The 19,728-nt window shown below is 40.2% G+C and carries 20 protein-coding genes; 4 read left to right on the top strand and 16 right to left on the bottom strand.

Annotated features, from left to right (window positions below):
• Positions 1-49 precede the first annotated feature (49 nt).
• The 14 genes from tatA to JMX18_RS01185 all read right to left on the bottom strand — a co-directional run bounded on the left by tatA (position 50) and on the right by JMX18_RS01185 (position 11,997).
• Entirely contained in the window at positions 50-334 is a 285-nt protein-coding gene (gene tatA, locus JMX18_RS01245; protein WP_011959992.1) for a Sec-independent protein translocase subunit TatA, read from the bottom strand.
• An 80-nt stretch (positions 335-414) separates the two neighbouring features.
• The gene (locus JMX18_RS01240; RefSeq protein ID WP_201582927.1) at positions 415-3,033 is read right to left on the bottom strand and encodes a copper-transporting P-type ATPase; all 2,619 of its coding nucleotides are present in this window, start codon (positions 3,031-3,033) and stop codon (positions 415-417) included.
• A 115-nt stretch (positions 3,034-3,148) separates the two neighbouring features.
• Positions 3,149-3,325: a hypothetical protein gene (locus tag JMX18_RS01235; protein ID WP_157769651.1), complete on the bottom strand. Its 177-nt coding sequence runs from the start codon at positions 3,323-3,325 to the stop codon at positions 3,149-3,151.
• Positions 3,326-3,454: 129 nt separating this feature from the next.
• Positions 3,455-3,610: a DUF305 domain-containing protein gene (locus JMX18_RS01230; protein ID WP_320157930.1), complete on the bottom strand. Its 156-nt coding sequence runs from the start codon at positions 3,608-3,610 to the stop codon at positions 3,455-3,457.
• 93 nt (positions 3,611-3,703) lie between these two features.
• Positions 3,704-3,976: a DUF5676 family membrane protein gene (locus JMX18_RS13290; RefSeq protein ID WP_227674518.1), complete on the bottom strand. Its 273-nt coding sequence runs from the start codon at positions 3,974-3,976 to the stop codon at positions 3,704-3,706.
• Between the two features lie 112 nt (positions 3,977-4,088).
• Positions 4,089-4,742, bottom strand: coding sequence for a methyltransferase family protein (locus JMX18_RS01225; protein WP_201582926.1), 654 nt, complete (start codon positions 4,740-4,742; stop codon positions 4,089-4,091).
• A 129-nt stretch (positions 4,743-4,871) separates the two neighbouring features.
• Positions 4,872-6,215, bottom strand: a complete 1,344-nt coding sequence (locus JMX18_RS01220) for an APC family permease (RefSeq protein WP_265088802.1) — start codon at positions 6,213-6,215, stop codon at positions 4,872-4,874.
• A gap of 145 nt (positions 6,216-6,360) precedes the next feature.
• On the bottom strand, positions 6,361-6,837 hold the full coding sequence (locus JMX18_RS01215; protein WP_037059145.1) for a DUF305 domain-containing protein: 477 nt from the start codon (positions 6,835-6,837) through the stop codon (positions 6,361-6,363).
• A 95-nt stretch (positions 6,838-6,932) separates the two neighbouring features.
• Entirely contained in the window at positions 6,933-7,997 is a 1,065-nt protein-coding gene (locus tag JMX18_RS01210) for a copper resistance protein B (RefSeq protein WP_201582925.1), read from the bottom strand.
• A 31-nt stretch (positions 7,998-8,028) separates the two neighbouring features.
• Positions 8,029-9,726, bottom strand: a complete 1,698-nt coding sequence (locus tag JMX18_RS01205) for a copper resistance system multicopper oxidase (RefSeq protein ID WP_201582917.1) — start codon at positions 9,724-9,726, stop codon at positions 8,029-8,031.
• Between the two features lie 67 nt (positions 9,727-9,793).
• Complete coding sequence (locus tag JMX18_RS01200) at positions 9,794-10,423, bottom strand: DUF411 domain-containing protein (protein WP_071001781.1); 630 nt, start codon at positions 10,421-10,423, stop codon at positions 9,794-9,796.
• 139 nt (positions 10,424-10,562) lie between these two features.
• Positions 10,563-11,132 carry a c-type cytochrome gene (locus JMX18_RS01195; protein ID WP_199508202.1) on the bottom strand — a complete coding sequence of 190 codons (570 nt, stop codon included), beginning with the start codon at positions 11,130-11,132 and terminating at the stop codon, positions 10,563-10,565.
• 125 nt (positions 11,133-11,257) lie between these two features.
• Positions 11,258-11,536 (bottom strand): hypothetical protein, encoded by a 279-nt coding sequence (locus tag JMX18_RS01190; protein WP_193006275.1) that lies wholly within the window; start codon positions 11,534-11,536, stop codon positions 11,258-11,260.
• Between the two features lie 134 nt (positions 11,537-11,670).
• Positions 11,671-11,997, bottom strand: coding sequence for a hypothetical protein (locus tag JMX18_RS01185; protein ID WP_093068413.1), 327 nt, complete (start codon positions 11,995-11,997; stop codon positions 11,671-11,673).
• 227 nt (positions 11,998-12,224) lie between these two features.
• Between JMX18_RS01185 and JMX18_RS01180 the strand changes: the two genes are divergently transcribed.
• Together JMX18_RS01180 and JMX18_RS01175 are read left to right on the top strand one after the other, a co-directional pair.
• Entirely contained in the window at positions 12,225-12,959 is a 735-nt protein-coding gene (locus JMX18_RS01180; RefSeq protein ID WP_025645672.1) for a heavy metal response regulator transcription factor, read from the top strand.
• The gene (locus tag JMX18_RS01175) at positions 12,949-14,502 is read left to right on the top strand and encodes an ATP-binding protein (RefSeq protein WP_201582913.1); all 1,554 of its coding nucleotides are present in this window, start codon (positions 12,949-12,951) and stop codon (positions 14,500-14,502) included. The genes JMX18_RS01180 and JMX18_RS01175 overlap by 11 nt, the downstream gene beginning before the upstream one ends.
• Before the next feature lie 198 nt (positions 14,503-14,700).
• On the opposite strand, the gene JMX18_RS01170 is transcribed toward JMX18_RS01175, so the two are convergent.
• On the bottom strand, positions 14,701-16,752 hold the full coding sequence (locus JMX18_RS01170; protein ID WP_201582911.1) for a TIR domain-containing protein: 2,052 nt from the start codon (positions 16,750-16,752) through the stop codon (positions 14,701-14,703).
• Positions 16,753-16,785: 33 nt separating this feature from the next.
• On the bottom strand, positions 16,786-17,382 hold the full coding sequence (locus tag JMX18_RS01165) for a TIR domain-containing protein (RefSeq protein ID WP_201582909.1): 597 nt from the start codon (positions 17,380-17,382) through the stop codon (positions 16,786-16,788).
• Between the two features lie 144 nt (positions 17,383-17,526).
• On the opposite strand from JMX18_RS01165, the gene JMX18_RS01160 reads away from it, so the two are divergent.
• Complete coding sequence (locus JMX18_RS01160; RefSeq protein ID WP_201582907.1) at positions 17,527-18,657, top strand: hypothetical protein; 1,131 nt, start codon at positions 17,527-17,529, stop codon at positions 18,655-18,657.
• A gap of 59 nt (positions 18,658-18,716) precedes the next feature.
• Positions 18,717-19,721, top strand: coding sequence for a nucleotide kinase domain-containing protein (locus JMX18_RS01155; RefSeq protein ID WP_201582905.1), 1,005 nt, complete (start codon positions 18,717-18,719; stop codon positions 19,719-19,721).
• The last annotated feature ends 7 nt before the right edge of the window (positions 19,722-19,728 follow it).

Here is a 19,728-nt window from a genome sequence, read left to right as displayed (position 1 = left end):
CACATATATTAATAGACTACTTAGTGCCGCTATTTATAAGCGGCGCGCTTCATACTTTAGGCTGGTCATCAGTGGAAATAGGGCTGATTTCCATATCATCAGCCTGATTACCTACACGCGTATTTAAATCATTACTTGCAGCTGGCGTACTATTTTCATGGCTAAGCACATGATTTTTGCGAGCATTCTCAGGTTCTTCATCTTTGACCGCTTCTTTAAAACCCTTCACCGCACCGCCTAAATCTTTACCTGCATTTTTAAGCTTGGCAGTACCAAATACGACCACCACTACGACCAATAAAATCAGCCAATGTGTAATAGAAAAGCTGCCCATAACGGTATCCTTATATTTTGTGATCTTGTTTAGACCAGTATGTGTCAGTGTGCTTTAGAACACTTTTTACCGTACCAGAATTATAGTTTCAAACGGCGCAATCGCAGCGCGTTAGCAATCACCGAGAATGACGACAAGCTCATCGCTGCCGCTGCTATCATCGGACTGAGCAGAAGCCCAAATATGGGATAGAGCACACCTGCGGCAATAGGAACACCAAGTGCATTGTAGATAAAGGCAAAAAACAGATTCTGTCTGATATTGCGCATGGTGGCGTGGCTAAGCTTATAAGCTTTGGCAATGCCCATTAAATCACCTTTTAGCAGGGTAATGCCCGCACTCTCCATCGCCACATCGGTACCGGTTCCCATAGCGATACCAACATTAGCTTGCGCTAGCGCTGGTGCGTCGTTGATACCATCACCCGCCATAGCGACCAATTTACCGCTGTCTTGCATTTCTTTGACGATACGGTTTTTATCCTCTGGTGAGACATCCGCATGAACTTCATCAATACCTAGTTTATTGGCGACTGCCTGCGCGGTTTTTTCGTTGTCACCGGTTAGCATCACAACTTTTAAACCTGCGTCATGAAGCAGTGAAATAGCCTCTTTAGTGCTTGGTTTAATAGGGTCAGCAACTGAAATAATACCAGCAGCTTTACCGTCTATAGCCACAAACATTACCGTTTCACCGTCTTTTCTACGGACATCAGCTTTAGTGGACAGCTCATTATCAAAACTATTTAGGCTTTCCATAAGCTTAGAGTTACCAATAGCGACTTTCTTACCATCGACCACGGCTTGTACGCCTTCGCCAGTAGTCGAATTAAAGTCAGTAGCTTTAGGAATAATGAGTGATCTTTCTTGAGCTGCTCTAACGATAGCTTCTGCTAAAGGATGCTCGCTAGCGCTTTCTACTGAGGCTACCAATGCGAGGAACTCGTCTTCATCTTGACCTACCTGCGCATCAATTGCGGTAAGCTCGGGCTTACCAGCGGTTAGTGTTCCGGTCTTGTCGACGACAATGGTATCGACTTTTTCCATACTCTCTAACGCTTCAGCATTTTTGATGAGGACTCCGTTTTGCGCGCCTTTGCCGGTACCAACCATAATGGACATCGGCGTCGCTAGACCAAGGGCACAAGGACAAGCAATAATCAGTACCGCAATCGCGTTAACCAAGGCATAGGCCATAGCGGGCTCAGGGCCGAATATCGCCCAGACAATAAAGGTTATGATAGAGCTGACAATAACAATAGGTACGAACCAACCCGCCACTTGATCTACCAAGCGCTGGATAGGCGCGCGGCTACGCTGGGCTTCAGCAACCATTTGTACAATTTTAGATAATACTGAATCTGCTCCAACATTGACCGCTTCGACTAATAGCGTTCCGGTGCCATTTACCGTACCACCAGTCACTGTATCTCCTGCTACTTTTGATACAGGGATTGGCTCACCCGTCACCATTGATTCATCAACACTACTATTACCATCGATCACTGTACCATCTACGGGTAGTTTCTCACCTGGTTTAACCCGTAGCTTATCGCCAGTGACGACCTCATCAAGCGAGACTTCGACTTCTTCACCGTTTTCATCGACACGTCTTGCGGTTGGTGGTGCGAGCTCAAGCAAAGCTCTAATCGCACCTGAAGTTTGACTTCTAGCTTTGAGCTCTAATACTTGACCCAGTAGCACCAAGGTCACAATGACCGCTGCCGCTTCATAGTAGACTCCGACTTGACCAGAGGCATCTCTGAAACTGTCTGGGAAAATATCGGGAAAAAAGGTCGCGACAATACTAAAAATATAAGCAGCGCCTACGCCTATCGCAATCAAGGTAAACATATTTAGATTGCGGCTTTTTATAGACTGCCAGCCACGGACGAAAAACGGGGCGGCGCCCCAAAGCACTACAGGGGTCGCGAGCACTAACTCAGCCCATTGTAAGATCTTTGAAGAGATACCATACTGACTAAAATTAACTACGTTTAAGTCAAACATACCGCTCATCACATATATTAATAGCGGTACAGTCAACACGGTACATATCCAAAAACGACGAGTCATGTCGTCAAGCTCTGAGGTGTCCTCTTCACCGATAGTAAGCGTTTCGGGCTCAAGCGCCATACCACATATCGGACAACCGCTATTTCTAACGTCTCTCACTTCAGGATGCATAGGACAGGTATATACCGTGCCATCGTAATCAGCAGGTACTTTATCGTATTTACCGCCTTTAACAGATTTTACTCCGCTACTATCAGTATCCTTTCCATGACAGCTAGCGTGACTATCATCTTTAGCAACTTCGTCTTCAGGTTTAAGAAACATGCCACATATTGGGCAGTCACTTTTTTCAACATCTCTTACTTCTGGATGCATAGGACAAATATAGACCGTACCGCTGTAATTTTCCGGTATCTTGTCGTACTTATCGTCTTCGACAGAATTTACCTCATTACTATTATTAGCATTCGCTCCATGACAATGCGCATGACTATCTTCATGGTTGTTGGATTCAGCAACCTCGTCTTCAGGCTTAAGAAACATGCCACATATTGGGCAGTCACTTTTTTCAACATCTCTTACTTCTGGATGCATAGGACAAATATAGACCGTACCGCTATAATTTTCCGGTACTTTATCGTACTGACCACCTTTGATAGATTTTTCATCGGCAATATGTTTCATAAAACCACTCCTTGAAGACAATAAATAAAGCTTTTAAAGCACAATCATCAACCTTTAATTGCTATTCATCTAATTACTAATCTAGATATCTCGAAAATTAAGTTTCAATTGGAACTTAATCTTTATTACGCAAATATTTGAGTAAGGCCATAATAGTCAATATCAGTACCGCAAAAACCAGTACTGTAAACAATAAGGAGACAATAGATTCTCCCCAACCCATACCGTGCATCGATCCATTCATCATGCCGTGCATAGTCCCGTTCATCATACCGTGCATCATAATAACCATTACAAGGACTCCTTATTTGTTATTTCCTTAGTATAAGTAATGATATAGTGCTAGTGTGTGAACGTACACCTCTCAATAGTCTGCTTACTTAATAACACCTAATACAAAGTGCTCAAAATTTGTGACTGCCTATTCCAACTCATCAATAAGCGCTTGCATCTCACCGATTTCACGCTTTTGTGCTTCGATAATGTCATCAGCAAGCTGGCGTACACGTGGATCTTCGATATCAGCACGCGAACTGGTCAAAATAGCAATCGAGTGATGCGGTATCATCGCCTGCATCCAATCCACTTGATTCTACTAATAAATACTAGCGCAATCGATTTACTCAAATTGAAAAGGTTTGCTGACTATTAATACACTAATACCTTCGACCTATTTTGCGAACCAACGATATAGTGGCACGAACAAGATGGCGAAATACCAACCGTAAAGATATGATTCTACAAGTCCAATTAGAAAACCTGTCCACGTCAACCACTCAAAGCCAGGTAGCAGAGGCGCCCAAGCTTCATGCATACTTATCTGTTCGGGTGCAAGTAAGCCAAAGCCTATGCATAACAGGTAACTAATGAGTAGAAACAACGATACACTGTTGCCAACAGGGGCAATCCTTAAAGTACTTGTTGTTAAGTTTGATTTGACCATCTTAGTAATCCTCACTATTGTATGATGTGGTTCAAGCTCAAGATAACCAATCGTATCTAACCATGCTAACTCTAAGGATTTGTATGAATTAAAGCTTTATCCTGTATTGATATTACTTTTTAACTCGTGCGGCGGCGGCAAGTTGACGCCATTGACCCCATTGAGGAATAAACATTGGCACTTGCTGTTTGTAAGCAAGGTAGTCTTTACCAAACTCTTCAAACATATGCCGTTCCTCACGTCGAGCTAACCATTTGTATACAAGCACAATCACTGGAAACAGACCGATTGAAAACAGAGTTGGCCAATGCACCACACCCTCACCGAACAGTGCAATAAACAACCCGGTGTACTGAGGATGACGTACGTAGGCATAGAGTCCATCAGTTACTAAACGATTTTCCCCTCGTGCTTTGTGGACTTGGCGCCAACCTTGAGCAAAAAGACCGACTCCTAAAAATGCAATAGCATAGCCGAGTAGCATTGAGATCATCATGCCTGTCTCACCTAAACCAACAAGGGTCGACCATAAGCTAGCGCTGACATATTGGCTGTCCAAACCAAAAAACCGTACTAATAAATATATAGTGAGCGGAAAGCCATACATTTCTGCGTAAAGTGCAATAATGAAAGCCTGAACTACACCAGCACCCGCCCATTCACGCCAGTTCTTTGGTGCGAAATAACGGTAAAAGAACCAAGAAATCAGAACAATAACAATTAGTGCGAGACCCCAAGTTCCAGCGTGATTAAATGACTCATTCATAGCTTACTTTCCCTGTTGTCTTTATGAATATCGTATTGCATGAAATCAATTCTTGAAGATAGTAAGCAGACGCTTAAATCTATGCAATTTTTAACCAAACAATTTTCTGTAAACTCTTTGATGTTACTGTCAATGATGGTCTGCAAGCGTATCTTTTTCGATAGCTTTTTTCCTCGCTGAAGATTTCAGGTAAACCTGCTCAGCCACAGCAATCACTACAATAGTGACGACTGCTACGCCAAGTACGAATGGATCTGAGTTTAGTTTAATCCAGACAAAACCGCCGAGAACCAACAGGTCAAGAAGTATGGCCACTATAGGCACCCACATCACCGCCTTTATATCCTGACGAAGGTATCGCAAAACACCCCAATGAATGGCGATATCCATAATTAGATAGAAAACAATGCCAAGCGCTGCAATTCGTGATAAGTCAAATAACGTCGTAAAAGCTAAACCCAACACCACAGTATAGACCAACGTATGTTTTTGAACGCTTCCCGGCATTCCCAAATGACGATGAGGCACCAGCTTCATCTCAGTCAACATAGCAAGCATACGAGAGACTGCGAAGATGCTAGCAAGGAGGCCGCCAGCGGTAGCTACCATTGCGATTGCAACTGTGAACCATAGACCATAGTCGCCAAGTGCTGGGCGTGCGGCGGCAGCCAAGGAGTAATCTTTAGTTTCGATGATTTCGGCAAGAGATAGATTACTAGACACCGCTAAACCGACTAGAGTGTAAATAACTACGCATATTGCGATTGATATTACAATGGCACGGCCGACGTTGCGATGAGGATTTTTTACTTCCGAGCCACTGTTGGTAATCGTGGTAAAGCCTTTAAATGCCAGTATGCCTAGCGCCGTTGCGCCAAGAAAGTCACCAACAGTATTAGTGTCACCTAATGTAGAAGAATCAACTGCAAAGCTATCAGCTAGCCAGATACCAACCAACCCGAATATAAGAATACCGACAATTTTTATAATACCGATAACCGATGCAACCCCCTGAATCCAACGATTACCAAGTAAATTGATAAAGAACGCAGCAAGAATAAGCGCGGCGCCAAGGATGGATACCATGCGACCGCTGTCATCGCCACCGAATAACTGCATAGTGTATGACCCGAACGTCCGGGCCAAAAAGCTCTGCGCTATAACCATGGAGAAATACATCAGCATGGCATTAAATCCAGTCGGTAAACGATCTCCGTATGCCTGATGCAGGTACATTGCAACACCGCCAGCCGACGGGTAAGCGTTAGAGATTTTGATATAAGAATAGGCACTAAAAGAAACAACGATTGCGGCGGCTAGAAAAGCAAGTGGGAAAAGCGAACCCGTCATCTGAGCCATCTGACCGGTCAGAGCGAAAATACCAGCACCGATCATGACACCGGTACCTAGCATAACTGTTCCTGATAATGTCAAACTATCCTTCTGATAGCGAGTCGTTCTATCTTGCTTCATACTTATTCGACCTTAATCTATTTCTTCGTAGAACTTCAGTTTTACAGGTTATTTTTGAAGTAAGGAGTAGGTATAGTTAGAATTAAAAGACGCGATATAGTAAATAGTTTTTAAAGAAGAGCTTACTTATTGGTATCATAATATATTATTCCAACTCATCAATAAGTGCTTGCATCTCACCGATTTCACGCTTTTGTGCTTCGATAATGTCATCAGCAAGCTGACGTACACGTGGATCTTCGATATCAGCACGCGAACTGGTCAAAATAGCAATCGAGTGATGCGGTATCATCGCCTGCATCCAATCCACTTGATCGACCGTTTGTTGTGATCTAACGCCCCATAAACCAAAGGCAAATAGCACGACACTAATCCCATAAACCATTAGATTGACCTTAGTCTTTTTATACATATTGGTCATAAAGGCGAGCATAATAATAGCCATCATAGCGCCCATATATAACGCCATATAAGCTCTGGTTTCGCTAAAATAAACGTGATCCCATTGATAAGTATTAAAATACATCATGATAAACATCACGACTGTCGATGTTAAAATCATGATTGTGAACTTTACATAAGGGTTCATTTGCTTCTGTTTATTATCCATATGGTTATTCATATTCTTGTCCTTAATTTAGTAAAAAGGCACCTAAATAAAGAGGTGCCTTTTTTTAGAGCTAGTGTTATAAACTGTTGTTACTTACATGGTTAACACTAGAACCAAAACATCACACCAGCAGTCAGACTATTAGAATCAACGTCTTCGTCCTCTTGACGACGTAAGTCTCGCGCATCACCCAAGGCGCTCTCGTAGCTGAAACCAACATAAGGCGCTAGCTGACGACTGAATGTCTCATAAGCCAGCCTAACTTCAGCTTCAAACTCATTAAATCCTTTAGTAATACCGTTATCGGTATCATCTTTACTAAAGGCAGTCAGCTCCAGCTCTGGTCTGACCACCCAACGCTGATCTAAGCGCCACTCGTACGCTGCCCCAAGATCAAGCTGGACTTGACCATCAGTATATAGATAAGCTCTTGCGTCAGTCTCAACGAAGTACGGCGCCGTACCAGCAATGCCTGCCATGATTGCGGACTTATCGTTTTCAGTATTATAAGCAATACCCGCTTCTCCATTCCAGAAGATACCGAGCGGCTTCCAATAAGCGAGTGAGCTTAGACTATCGATCTCTTTATCATCGTTAGTTTGAGCACTACCTTCACTGCGTAGAGTGACACGATTACTATCAGTACCGTACCAGCCTTCAGCTTCAAAATCGATTTGGTCATTCTCAAACTGATAGCCCAAAGTTTCTACTGACACACCCCATAACGGTAAGCTACCCATCATCACAGGCTTACCAAAGCGACCATAGGGAACACCGTTTGAATAGTCAGGACTGCGAGCATCAGCTGGAGCTTTACCACCTTGCATACCTGACATATCCATACTGCCATGGTCCATGCCTGACATATCCATGCCACTGTGATCCATATCCGACATGTCCATACCAGACATATCCATTTTGCTATGATCCATATCCGACATGCCCATACCAGACATATCCATTTTGCTGTGATCCATATCCGACATGTCCATACCAGACATATCCATTTTGCTATGATCCATATCCGACATGTCCATACTACTATGGTCCATATCTGACATAGTCATGTCTTTTTTAGCAGTGGCAGGGTCAGCAGCATTAGCAAATGATGATGCTAGTAATACCAATGATGATACCCCAGCGAACCGTAAACCCACTTTATGTATTTTCATCTCATCTCTCACCTATCAACCAAAGATTTGCTTAAACGACCGCCACTTCTCTGAACATACCGGCTTCCATATGATAGAGCAGATGACAATGCCATGCCCATCGACCAGCTTCTCCTGTGACATCAAAGCTAATTTTTTGAGCTGGTTGCACCATTATCGTATGTTTGCGAACTTGAAAATCGCCATCAGGCGTGCGCAAATCGCTCCACATACCATGCAGATGCATAGGGTGGTTCATCATAGTGTCATTGACTAAGGTAATACGCACACGCTCGCCCGGTTTGATATTAACAGGCGGTGCGTCCTTAAACATAATACCGTCTAACGCCCAGATATAGCGCTCCATATTACCTGTCAGATGTATTTCAATCTCTCTGGTAGGTTTGCGCTGCTCTGCCATTATCTCATCGCCGACAGAGCGCAACTGACTATAATTCAAAACCTTTCTATCAATGTTACGCAAATTAATACCCGGATCATCGAGATTCATCCGTGGACTATCGACGCGCATATCGGACTTAAAGTCATATTCTGTTTTGGCATGTTTAGCGTTATAGCCATTCGATCCCATGGCGCCCATCATGTCGGCCATCGTCAGCCATTCGATTTTGTCCATAGCAGGCGTTGCCGCACGAGCGCCTTTTTTGGTAGCAAGCGTTGTCGCAACATAGCCTGACCGATCTATGTTTTGGGCAAATATGGTATGCGCGTCACGGGTTGGGGTGACGATGACGTCATAAGTCTCAGCCACACCGATGCGAAAATCATCGACATCAACGGGCGCGACATCATTACCATCGGTGCCGACCACTTTTATTTTGAGCCCTGGAATGCGCACATCAAATATGGTCTGCGCGGAGCCATTGATAAAGCGTAGTTTGACCGGCTGACCGGCTTTGACCAATTGCGACCAGTTAGCCGCTGTCGTTTTACCATTCATAAGATAAGTAAACGTGGTCTCACCAGATAAATCAGTAAAATCAGTCGGCATCATGCGCATCTGGTTCCACATTTTACGCTTATCATAAGCGGCTTCTAAATCCGTTGCTGCAATATCAGATAACAGTTTTTTAAAATCTGGCAAATGGTAATTATCAAAGTCAGCACGCTGCTTAAGCAGTTTTAGCAGATTATGCGGATCGCGATGCGTCCAATCACTAAGCAGGATAACGTGATCTTCCTCGATAGGGTAGCGTTCGCGCCCTTTAGGTTCAATCACAATAGCCCCCCGCATACCGGTCTGCTCTTGGAAGCCAGTATGCGAGTGATACCAATAAGTGCCTGACTGTGTCAGTTTAAATTTGTACGTGAAGGTGCTACCCGCAGGAATACCATCAAAGCTGATACCCGGTACGCCATCCATCTCAAACGGCACTAAGAGGCCATGCCAGTGAATAGAGGTCGACTCATTCAGCTGATTATGGACTCGAATGGTGACCGTATCGCCTTCTTGCATCTTAAGCGTTGGTGCAGGCAGTGAGTCATTTATCAGCGTTGCCATGCTTGACTTGCCGTTGACCGTTATCATCTTCTCACTGACATAAAGATCAAATTCATTACCCGTTAGTATAGGTACAATGTGATCGGCTCTATCACTATTGACTACAACATTTTGGCTTTTAGTTAAAGCACTATTAGCCATCGTCGGTAGTGTGGATAGCATCGACGCGCCGAGCAAGGTGGATGACCCTGTCAAAAAACGCCTGCGGTTAAATCTGTTTTTATTCATAATATTGACCTAAGTTAATCCATGAAATGAGAGTTGAACTTATATATCTGATAACTTATTAATAGAACTACATCTGCTGCGCTGGCGACTCAATAGCCGCATACACTTGAGTGCTGCCATCCTTGTTCAATTGCATGACTTTATAGGGCATAAATTTATCTTGATATTCCATGCCCGGACTACCAACTGGCATACTCGGTACCGCAAGACCGATGGAATCAGTTGGCGGATTCGCTAGAAACTGTGCCATGTATTTGGCAGGAACGTGACCTTCAAAAACATAACCATTAGTAGTGACGGTGGTATGACAAGAGCGCATTTGCTGCGGGACACCGTAACGCTCTTTAAATAAAGATAAATCTGTAACGTCTTGCGCAGTTGCGCTTAGACCATGACCTTCGGCATAGCCTACCCATTCTTTGCAGCAGCCACAATTAGCATCTTTGTAAACTGTAGCCGAGACGTTTTGTAGAATTGTCGACCCAGTACCTGAATTAGCACTGACAGACATCATTTGCGGTTGTGGTTGCTCTATTTGAGCACTTTTGGTGGCAAACGCTGGCTCAGTTTGAGTAGAATTTGAAACACTAGTATCGGGCTGACTACAAGCCATTACTGTTGACGTTGCTACTAGTAAAAGAGCAGAAGCTGATACCTTTTTATGTCCATTGCCCATTATATTTATATAGCGTCTCATAACTTACTCCTAAGCGTCTGCTTATCTGTTGAACCTTCTAAAGATTTATACCCTATAACTAAGTGTAGTATAGGCAAAGTTTAAATCCCAAAAGGCAGCACTATTTAGCACTGCGCTTTTATAAAGGAATATGGAAGAATTAATGCTGCATTCCAGCTCCACCTTCTGACATATCCATCATGTCATCATCCAGTCTAGTGGTTAGCATGGTATACTGATTCTCATTTAACTCAGGTAGTGATCTAATAAAAGCGACCATTGCCCACATTCTATCGTCGTCATGAGAAGCACCCCATGCTGGCATGCCTGATGCCATAATACCGTGCTTAATCGCCCAAAAACTTTGCTGAGCTCCTGCATCCGTTTTATAACGATCAACTACTTGCGCATTAGTGAAATTAGGTGGCTTAGGGTATAGGCTCTCACTAAAATCAGTGCTCTCTACCCCAGGAGACAAATGGCAGCCTGCGCACATATCTTTGTAATCGGCACCGCCTGAGCTAATCATCTCTACTTTTTCTAAATCTGGAACAATAATGTCCTTGCTAGCGTAGGCTATTGAACGGGTGCGAGCCGTCTCCAAGAAATTATAAACCAATGGACTATGTCCTTGATCAGCGCCAATATTAATGACACCACTCATAACCACAGTAAAGACACCAACAATAGCGACCACGACAGTGAAAAGTACTCCTAGTAAAAACTTCATGGGTTTATCCTAAAATCTATTTTCTTTAATACCCTACTCTTAGCGTCTACAAATATTTCCTACAAACCCTTATTACTGATTGATGAAACTATCTAGCAGTAATAAAGGATTTATAAAATCAATGTTTAAGAGTCACTTTTATCTGTTACGCAGTGCTTTTGATACATTTGTTTCATTTTACCCATGTTAGCCATCATTGATTTCATAGCGGGATCGTTCATATCCATTTTGCTATGATCCATTTTTTGCATCATTTGCATATGCTTTTCCATTTTTTCACAGTTCATCTGATCTTTTTCAGCGTGCATTTTAGGATCATGTGCTAGAGCTGAGGTTGAAACGACTAGAGCGACGGCAGTGGCTACGATTGCTTTAGGTAAAGACTTTGATTTAAAGAGTGACATGGTTAATCCTTAATTGATTTAGTTGAGGGTACATAAAGCTTTAGGATATTAATTCAGTCTAAAGCATAACTTATTGATTCTGACAGAGAGATGACAGCAAGATGACAATATTGTCATCTTGCTACTTTTATATTTTAATGCTGCACGTATTCATTTAGTATGGCATCAGCATTTCTATCACGATCGCTACCATATTTTTTTATGAAATACTTTTCAGACTGCAGATGTTGATCTTGATGCTGAACTTGGCAAGCGACTCGTGCATCAACATAGCTTTTCATTTGAGCATCAGACATCTGCGCGTTATTGTGATCTAGATTTCTGGCAAACGTAGTTAAGTTATCGCAATTATCGATAATTGAAGTGCTTAGATTGGTAGTATGCGCATTAGCTGCTGATATACCGATAAGCATCGAAGCGGATAGCAGCACCACTTTTTTGAATGAACGATAGCTTTTCATATAACATCCTTAATAAATTATTAAATATTGAAACTAATTACCTGTAGTAATAATTCATAGTAGCTACTCGTATCAAGAATGAGCCGCTATGTACTATAGGTATAGATTAACAAACGAAGACTGACCATTTGATGACGAGCGCATGACATCTTTGTCAGATACCAGTCCGTTTTGTCATTTATATTGATTTGGGTATTATAAAATCATAATTATATTGAAGGATTACTATGAAAGTACTACTAGTAGAAGATGAATTAAAACTCGGCGAATATGTAAAAAAAGGCTTAAGTGAAGCAGGCTTCATTGTTGATCATCAGCTGACAGGTTTAGATGGCTACCATGCTATGATGACTGAAGAGTTTAGCGTGATACTCATGGATGTTATGCTGCCTGATGTTAGCGGTTTTGAGCTAGTACGTAATTACCGAGCGGCTGGCAAGCATACGCCAGTGTTATTTCTAACCGCAAAAGATGATTTAGATGACAAAATCAAGGGGATTGAGATTGGCGGTGATGATTATCTGACCAAACCTTTTGCCTTTGCAGAGTTAATAGTCAGGATAAAAAGCTTATTACGACGCGCCAATCAAGCCGACTATAAAAGTACGCTCATGCAAATAGCGGATCTCAAAATGGACATTGCTAAGCGCACTGTACATAGAGGAGACACGCCCATTAAACTAACCGCAAAAGAGTTCTCCCTATTACAGTTTCTATTAGAGCGCCGCGGTGAAGTATTACCACGCTCAATCATTGCTTCACAAGTATGGGATATGAACTTTGATAACGATACTAATGTGATTGATGTGGCAATAAGACGTCTGCGTATAAAAATAGACGATGAGTTTGATACCAAGCTAATTCATACTGTGCGTGGCATGGGCTACCGATTAGATGCTGTCGACGTTTCAGCTAGTAATAAAGCTGCCAGCGAAACGGAAGATAGCCAATATGATAAATAGATTGGACAATCGACGCTTACCCTTACTATGGCGAACTGTGTTTTTATTGACGATATTTGTCGTTTTATCGCAGTTGATAATCTATATCTGGGTACAGCACTCTGTTAAAGGCCATTTTGAGCAAATGGATGCTGAAATCATTACCCACGCAGCCTTTAATCTACGTAAGCGCGTAACAGAGGCGGATAACCAAATAGCCTCTCAGACACTACCTAAGCCTCAAAGTCCATCAAACACTCAACAACCGCTAAGCTCGAAAGCTTCTTCAAATCTACTTCCTACAATAGCCACAGAAAATGATGATCACCTGCATTCATCAGCGCTAGATTACGATCTAAAAACTATCATTGCTGATAAAGAGGGGCGATTGCTATCTAGTACTCCCAAAAACTTTGCTAATGAATTAAGTGCCGACTTTAACCTATTATCATTACAGCAAAATCATGATGACAGACAGTTTGTAATAAATATTAAAGACAGACGTTATCGAGCTATGGTTATTGGAGACGATGACATGCTTGCCCTTATCGCCTTACCCATTGACGTGCATCATCAGTATTTATTACAGTTTAACCGTCAAATTAGTCTGATCCTATTTGCCATCACACTACTGTTGGTTTCAATAGCAGCCTTAAGCGTGTATTGGGGTTTTGCCCCTTTATCCACTATCGTGCAAAGGATGAAAGGTATTCATCCTGAAAGATTGAGCGAAAGAGTAATAGTTAGTGATATGCCATTAGAGCTAAGACCTTTAGCAGAATCCTATAACTCGATGATGGCTAAGCTTGAAAGCAATTTTGAGTCGTTGTCGCGATTTTCAGACAATATCGCGCATGAGCTACGCACGCCAATAGCGACGCTGATTACGCAAACGCAAGTCATGTTAAATAAGCCTAGAGAGGAAGAGGAATATGTCGAACAATTACATCAGCAACATGACACCTTAGAGCAATTATCGTCGATGATTAACAACATGCTACTGCTAGCAAAAACCCAAAAAGGACTGAGTGATTCGCAAGTGACTACTGTAGATACTGAGGTCCTAATCAATAAGCTGTTAGATTACTTTGAAATGATTGCCGAGGATCGTAAAATAACTTTTGTAAAATTAGGAGATTTTAAGGCAGTATTAGGCGATGAAGGTTTATTGCAAAGGCTATTTGCTAATCTGCTATCAAACGCGATCTACTACGCCGCTAGTAATAGTGTCGTCACAATATCAGCCACTGTCAACACTCCAAATACTTCCGTTAATACTTATAAGATGCTTGAAGACGATCAAAGTAACACTCAAACCGCGAAGCAATCTTGGCTAGAGATAACTTTTACTAATCTTCTAGAAAAACCGTTAAACCAAAGCGAAGCAGATCGATTGTTTGAGCGCTTTTATCGTCATGATAAAACTAGCCAGCACCACTCAGGCTCAGGTTTGGGTTTATCTATCGTTCAGGCTATTGCTAATGCTCATAAAGGGACGGTCAATATCACTATCAAAGATGAGTATTGTTTTGAAGTTACTGTAGGATTATTGATTGCTAAGTAGCATACACCTCAATATCCTAGTGTTCAAAATATTAATAATATATAGACCTACTATAGGTCTATTCTATTTTGATAAGTCAAAAAAGCCATATATGCTATTACTTATATAGCGTATAGGGCTAAAGTGTGAAGTCTAATTTTCTTAGGTGATGTTGTTGATATGGGGGTTTGTATTTATCATTTTACTTAGGTGGTGTGCTTAATATTGGGGTTTGCCTTCTAACTGGTTTAACCCTTTAAGTATCAAATGAACAACTTCGTCAACAAAAGGCGTCGTCATCAAGCGATTGTAGTCTTCTTTACTTAAACCAGATCTTAAAGACAATTTTTCAACCGATAAACCTAGAATTAACGTTTTTACCTGTTCGTAATCAGCCTCAAAAGAATTACTTTTTGCAATCTGTTGAAGTTCGATATATCTCGCATTATGACTTATCTGCCACTCTTCAGTAAATTCTTCGCTTATTTCATTATTTAGAATACTGTCACACAGTTTTTGACAAAGTCCACCCAGACCTCCAGCCAAATATATCGGTTTATTTAAGTCGATAGCTATCAGAAACTCTTCTAGTACTCCAGGCATCTTACCTAAGTATCCCCCTAACTTACCTCCTGCAAAAATTCTGACATCTGAACTCTCTATCGATTCTTTCCTCATAGTCGTTAAGCAACGCGACCATATATATTGGTTTTCTGGACAGTCAGGTTTAAGAAAAATTTCTTTATTCTTTAATATAGAATCTATATCATCGGGTACTTCATGTTTGACAATATCTAATAAACCATAATACTTAATACTAAATTCTTTACTGGCTGGAGTTAAGTACAAAGGCCACGCTAAGTGATTTTCAACGTGAAATTGATCAGATTTTAAGCGCTCTTTTAATACTGATGCTTCTTCAAGAACAAACTCTGTAAAACCATTTTCTCTCAAGTCTCCCCCATAGATTAGAGTATGATTGCGAGATAAAATGTGTCTCGCCAAATCTTGAGAGAGTCTTTGTAACTCATCTGTGTGCTGATGATGTTCCTCATAACCATCTTCAAGATAATCTGAAATAGAGATTCCAACATTATATTTATCGGTTTGCACTTCGTCACTTGACCACAAAGGAGTAGACACTGTTATATTAAGATAGTCTGTCCATATAGTTTCTTCTTCATATAGAGGTGGTTCAGGATAACAAAGATGCAATCTACTGGAGTCTATTGAGGAACTTTCATTCTTAGACAGAATCTCTACTACTTGTTGTACTTCAGGAGGACGACAAAGAATAAAAGCTTTTGAGTCGATCCATCCCTGAGATTGATAAAATTTCAATGACGCTTCAGCATATTTGAAACGGACAGTTTCTAATAAGGATGCAATTAGAATGCGTAATATATCTTTGTGCGTTAAAGGTTCAGCGGTAACGTGTACACAGGGTACATTACCGATAGAAGGGAAAATTCTATCTTCGTAATCCTCAAGACTATTAACCACTACTATAGGTCTATACTCTGATTTAGCAGTCAAAACCTCGCGCTGACACCAATATCTAGAAGAATAGGCATCACTCACAATAGCTATCATTGTAGAATTTTTAAGATGACTTTCTATCTCCTCATCGAATTTAAAACCTGGCGATATTTCATTGGCATCGAAAAACCTATTCATATTACTATTATCAATAAAACTCTTAATTTCTTGAGCGTGATTCAATCCTGTATCGCCTTTTTTTGCATGGCTTAGGAATAACTTTATTGATGTCTCTTTTCCAACCTCATCAGAATCAATATCATTCAGACCATAACGATACAGCTCATGTGAAAGCTCTAAAATACCACTTTCTATACGGTAATCATGAGGCCAATTATGCGCTCTAATGAAGTTATAATTTTTAAGAGCACCAGAGTAACTATGCTTCATGCCAGCTTCGTCAATAGCAACTGGTACAATAAAATAGTTAGTGCTACCGTTTAGTCTGTTAAAATAGTCTACCCATAATGGTTCGGTTAAAGTTTGCCCACTAGTGAATACGAAGATAACATTTTTATTACCAAGCTTAGGCGGAGTGTTTTTCGGTGGGTCACTTGGACTCCTAGAGCTATAGAGAAAGGTAGGTATATTGATTTCCCGTGAAAATGGTCTATCTGTATCGCGAGTAATATACCTACGGAACTCACTAATAACGCTTAAAATGACCTTATTGTCGGACGGATGCCAAATAAAGTGAACGGCAAGAGGTGGTAAGTTCTGAGTAGTAGTCATTGTATAAAGCTCCAAGATAGCTTTGATTAAATTTTAAGCTTGCCAGTAATTTTGATACTCTCTACGATTTTCTCTGAAATAAGGACGAGAATTGTTTGGCAAATAGAGTGTGCTATCTCTCTTCTGGAAAGCTTCATGAATCCAAGCCATCAATTCTTGATGATTTATAGGACATGAGTATAATTTTGAATAACCAGCCTGTATATTATCGTAAAGTCTTGGTGGAATATTGCAAGGGGTGTACTCTACACCATCATCTGTAATTTCAGTAGAACATCCATAGCTATTGCATTTATCATAGCTAGGCAATAGTATACCGATAAGTCCTGAACGTGTATTCTGACTCGTCTTCTTAATGCTGTAGCCTATCTCCCAATCAACATGCTTTCTTTTCCACGTATCTTGACCAATCAATACAACGGTAACTGAGCTTTGAGATATGAACCTATCTCTAATCGCCTGACGAGTGGTTTCAGTTTTATTATTAGGATCAATATCTCCATCTTGAACTGAGCGAGAAACAAAGGTTTTAACATCATCCGAGAAGGCATTTTCAAACTCTTCTCGATAATCACCATCAGCGTGATGGAAGCTGACGAATACTTTGTGCTTTGGTATATTACGTAACATATGGTTATTAATCTCCTTCTTGATATGATTACTCTATGTACTGTCATATAAAACGTACCTACGGGTACGAATTCGTTCATTAGGATAGCATGAATTTATCAATAACTAGACGATTATCTACTTTCTGAAAAAGGTGAGGCTGACATGACTAGAGTTAACAGCATTTCTCTAAGTAACTATATTGAGCTTGTTAAAGAAACTAATAAATTCACTTCTGATAAAGCTCTTTTCGGTGCACAGATGGGTTTATTCAGTGAAGTAGGTAGTTTAGTATCCTTACTAAAAAAGAAGTTGCTTAACAATGACTCAAATGATCATTCGAACGAATTAGTCGTCGAAGAGATGGGAGATATTTTTTGGTATTTCACACTCATAACTATTGTAAAAAATATTGATCTCTATGAGTTAACAAACGATACTGATCCATATGATCGAGATGGAAGTACAATCGTTATATCAGGGATAAGGAACCAACCGTTTGTAAAAGTTAAATCTAATACAAACAGTAAAGATACTGAGTCGTTATTTAGTGAATTAATAAGCCATACAACATCTCTTAGCAAAAAGGCCACTGTAGAAAAAGCTAAAGACTTTTTAAATATATACTCAAAAGTAATGAGTTTTTTAAATCTTGATTTGTTAAATATTGTTGAACACAATACTTTTAAAATTAGGAATAGATTTGTACCAATTGACGAACTTAATTTACCTTTGCTATCGTTTGACAGTAATTTCAGTAAAGACGAGCAGTTACCAGTAGAGTTCGAGGTCTATATTATTGAAAAACCGAATGGTAAGGCTTACCTCAAATGGAATGATGTATTTATCGGAAGTGCTTTAAATGATAACCATCAAGAGGATGATAATTACAAATACCATGATGTATTTCATCTGGCATTTGCTGCCATACTACACTGGTCACCTACATTTAGAGCCTTGATTAAACATAAGAGGAAAAGTGACCCTTCTATTGATGAAACACAAGATAGTGGTAGACCAATCGTGATTGAAGAGGGTTTGAGTGCTTGGTTATTTTCCATATCAAAGCAAAGGGATATTGATTTTACTAAAGAGAGCAGTATTTCATATGATTTATTAAAGACTATTCAGATTTTTGTCAGAGGGTATGAGGTTGAAAGCTGTCCATTACAGTTATGGGTAAAAGCTATTATCCAAGGATATAAAGTATTTAATCAAGTTGTTGATAATAAAGGTGGGATTATAATAGGTAATCGTAGAGAGAGAACACTTGATTTTAGGAAGCTTAATGATTAATAAAAAAATAGCTGCTCCATCTACATCAAATAAATGACCGTAATAAAGTTGCAATGAGTATGATCAAACCAAACGAAGAGGTTTTCAAATATTATTTTTACTTTATTCAAGAAAGAATGAATATATTTTGGAATAAATACGAAGATAACTACCCTCTAACCCAAGACCCTACCCTACAGTCTTACAAATTTACTAATGTTTATAGGGCAATGGATAGAGTCAGTCAATACCTAATCAAGAATGTTATTTATTCAGATGATAATTTTTCTGACAAAGATGTTTTACTTAGAATCATTGTATTCAAAATATTTAACAAGCCTGAGACATGGGAGTACCTTGAGAGCGAATTTGGTAAAATTTCTTTGGAAAATTTTAATTTGAGGGATATTAATAACGCTTTACTAAAACGTAAGGAAAGTGGTCCTATCTTTAATAATGCTTATATGATGACAGGCACACATTCTTTATATAACCATCTCGACTTTAAGCACGAGAAATGGCTACAGATGGTTAAAGACGAATTAATTGGTCAGTCTGTTTTTGATAAAATTATCGATGCTAAGTCTTTGTCAGATACTTTTAATTACCTCAGATGCTGTTCTTTTATCGGTGACTTTCTAGCGTATCAATATGCTATTGATATGAATTACTCAGATGTAATTAACTTTAGTGAGGACTCATTTGTAAAGGCGGGCATCGGTGCTATTAGAGGTATTAAAAAATGCTTCGGTAATACCTCTTCTTCAAAATATAGTAATGAAGACATTATCAAATTTACCCAAGATAATTTCGAATATTACCAATCTCAGTTTGGATACAATGACTTTACTACGCTTTTTGGAAGATCACCTACTCTCATAGATTTACAAAACTGTTTTTGTGAGACAGATAAGCTTTTGAGAGTAAAAATGCCAGATTTACAAGTTCAGAATAAACGTATTAAGCAACAGTATAAGGAAACACCTAAACCGTTAGAGTTATTTTTTCCTCCTAAATGGCATATTAACCATAAAATAGATAAGCCAAGCATGCCAGCTACAAAAAAACACCCTACATTATTCTAAATATTTT

Source organism: Psychrobacter jeotgali, from assembly GCF_904846315.1.
In the GTDB taxonomy this organism is placed as follows: Bacteria; Pseudomonadota; Gammaproteobacteria; order Pseudomonadales; family Moraxellaceae; genus Psychrobacter; species Psychrobacter jeotgali.
The sequence above is the reverse complement of the archived record's forward strand: the minus strand, read 5'-3'. Positions and strand labels throughout refer to the sequence as shown.

Coding starts and splice junctions, on each gene's coding strand:
- tatA (WP_011959992.1), bottom strand. CDS start 334: ATGGGCAGCTTTTCTATTACACATTGGCTGATTTTATTGGTCGTAGTG.
- JMX18_RS01240 (WP_201582927.1), bottom strand. CDS start 3,033: ATGAAACATATTGCCGATGAAAAATCTATCAAAGGTGGTCAGTACGAT.
- JMX18_RS01235 (WP_157769651.1), bottom strand. CDS start 3,325: ATGGTTATTATGATGCACGGTATGATGAACGGGACTATGCACGGCATG.
- JMX18_RS01230 (WP_320157930.1), bottom strand. CDS start 3,610: ATGCAGGCGATGATACCGCATCACTCGATTGCTATTTTGACCAGTTCG.
- JMX18_RS13290 (WP_227674518.1), bottom strand. CDS start 3,976: ATGGTCAAATCAAACTTAACAACAAGTACTTTAAGGATTGCCCCTGTT.
- JMX18_RS01225 (WP_201582926.1), bottom strand. CDS start 4,742: ATGAATGAGTCATTTAATCACGCTGGAACTTGGGGTCTCGCACTAATT.
- JMX18_RS01220 (WP_265088802.1), bottom strand. CDS start 6,215: ATGAAGCAAGATAGAACGACTCGCTATCAGAAGGATAGTTTGACATTA.
- JMX18_RS01215 (WP_037059145.1), bottom strand. CDS start 6,837: ATGAATAACCATATGGATAATAAACAGAAGCAAATGAACCCTTATGTA.
- JMX18_RS01210 (WP_201582925.1), bottom strand. CDS start 7,997: ATGAAAATACATAAAGTGGGTTTACGGTTCGCTGGGGTATCATCATTG.
- JMX18_RS01205 (WP_201582917.1), bottom strand. CDS start 9,726: ATGAATAAAAACAGATTTAACCGCAGGCGTTTTTTGACAGGGTCATCC.
- JMX18_RS01200 (WP_071001781.1), bottom strand. CDS start 10,423: ATGAGACGCTATATAAATATAATGGGCAATGGACATAAAAAGGTATCA.
- JMX18_RS01195 (WP_199508202.1), bottom strand. CDS start 11,132: ATGAAGTTTTTACTAGGAGTACTTTTCACTGTCGTGGTCGCTATTGTT.
- JMX18_RS01190 (WP_193006275.1), bottom strand. CDS start 11,536: ATGTCACTCTTTAAATCAAAGTCTTTACCTAAAGCAATCGTAGCCACT.
- JMX18_RS01185 (WP_093068413.1), bottom strand. CDS start 11,997: ATGAAAAGCTATCGTTCATTCAAAAAAGTGGTGCTGCTATCCGCTTCG.
- JMX18_RS01180 (WP_025645672.1), top strand. CDS start 12,225: ATGAAAGTACTACTAGTAGAAGATGAATTAAAACTCGGCGAATATGTA.
- JMX18_RS01175 (WP_201582913.1), top strand. CDS start 12,949: ATGATAAATAGATTGGACAATCGACGCTTACCCTTACTATGGCGAACT.
- JMX18_RS01170 (WP_201582911.1), bottom strand. CDS start 16,752: ATGACTACTACTCAGAACTTACCACCTCTTGCCGTTCACTTTATTTGG.
- JMX18_RS01165 (WP_201582909.1), bottom strand. CDS start 17,382: ATGTTACGTAATATACCAAAGCACAAAGTATTCGTCAGCTTCCATCAC.
- JMX18_RS01160 (WP_201582907.1), top strand. CDS start 17,527: ATGACTAGAGTTAACAGCATTTCTCTAAGTAACTATATTGAGCTTGTT.
- JMX18_RS01155 (WP_201582905.1), top strand. CDS start 18,717: ATGATCAAACCAAACGAAGAGGTTTTCAAATATTATTTTTACTTTATT.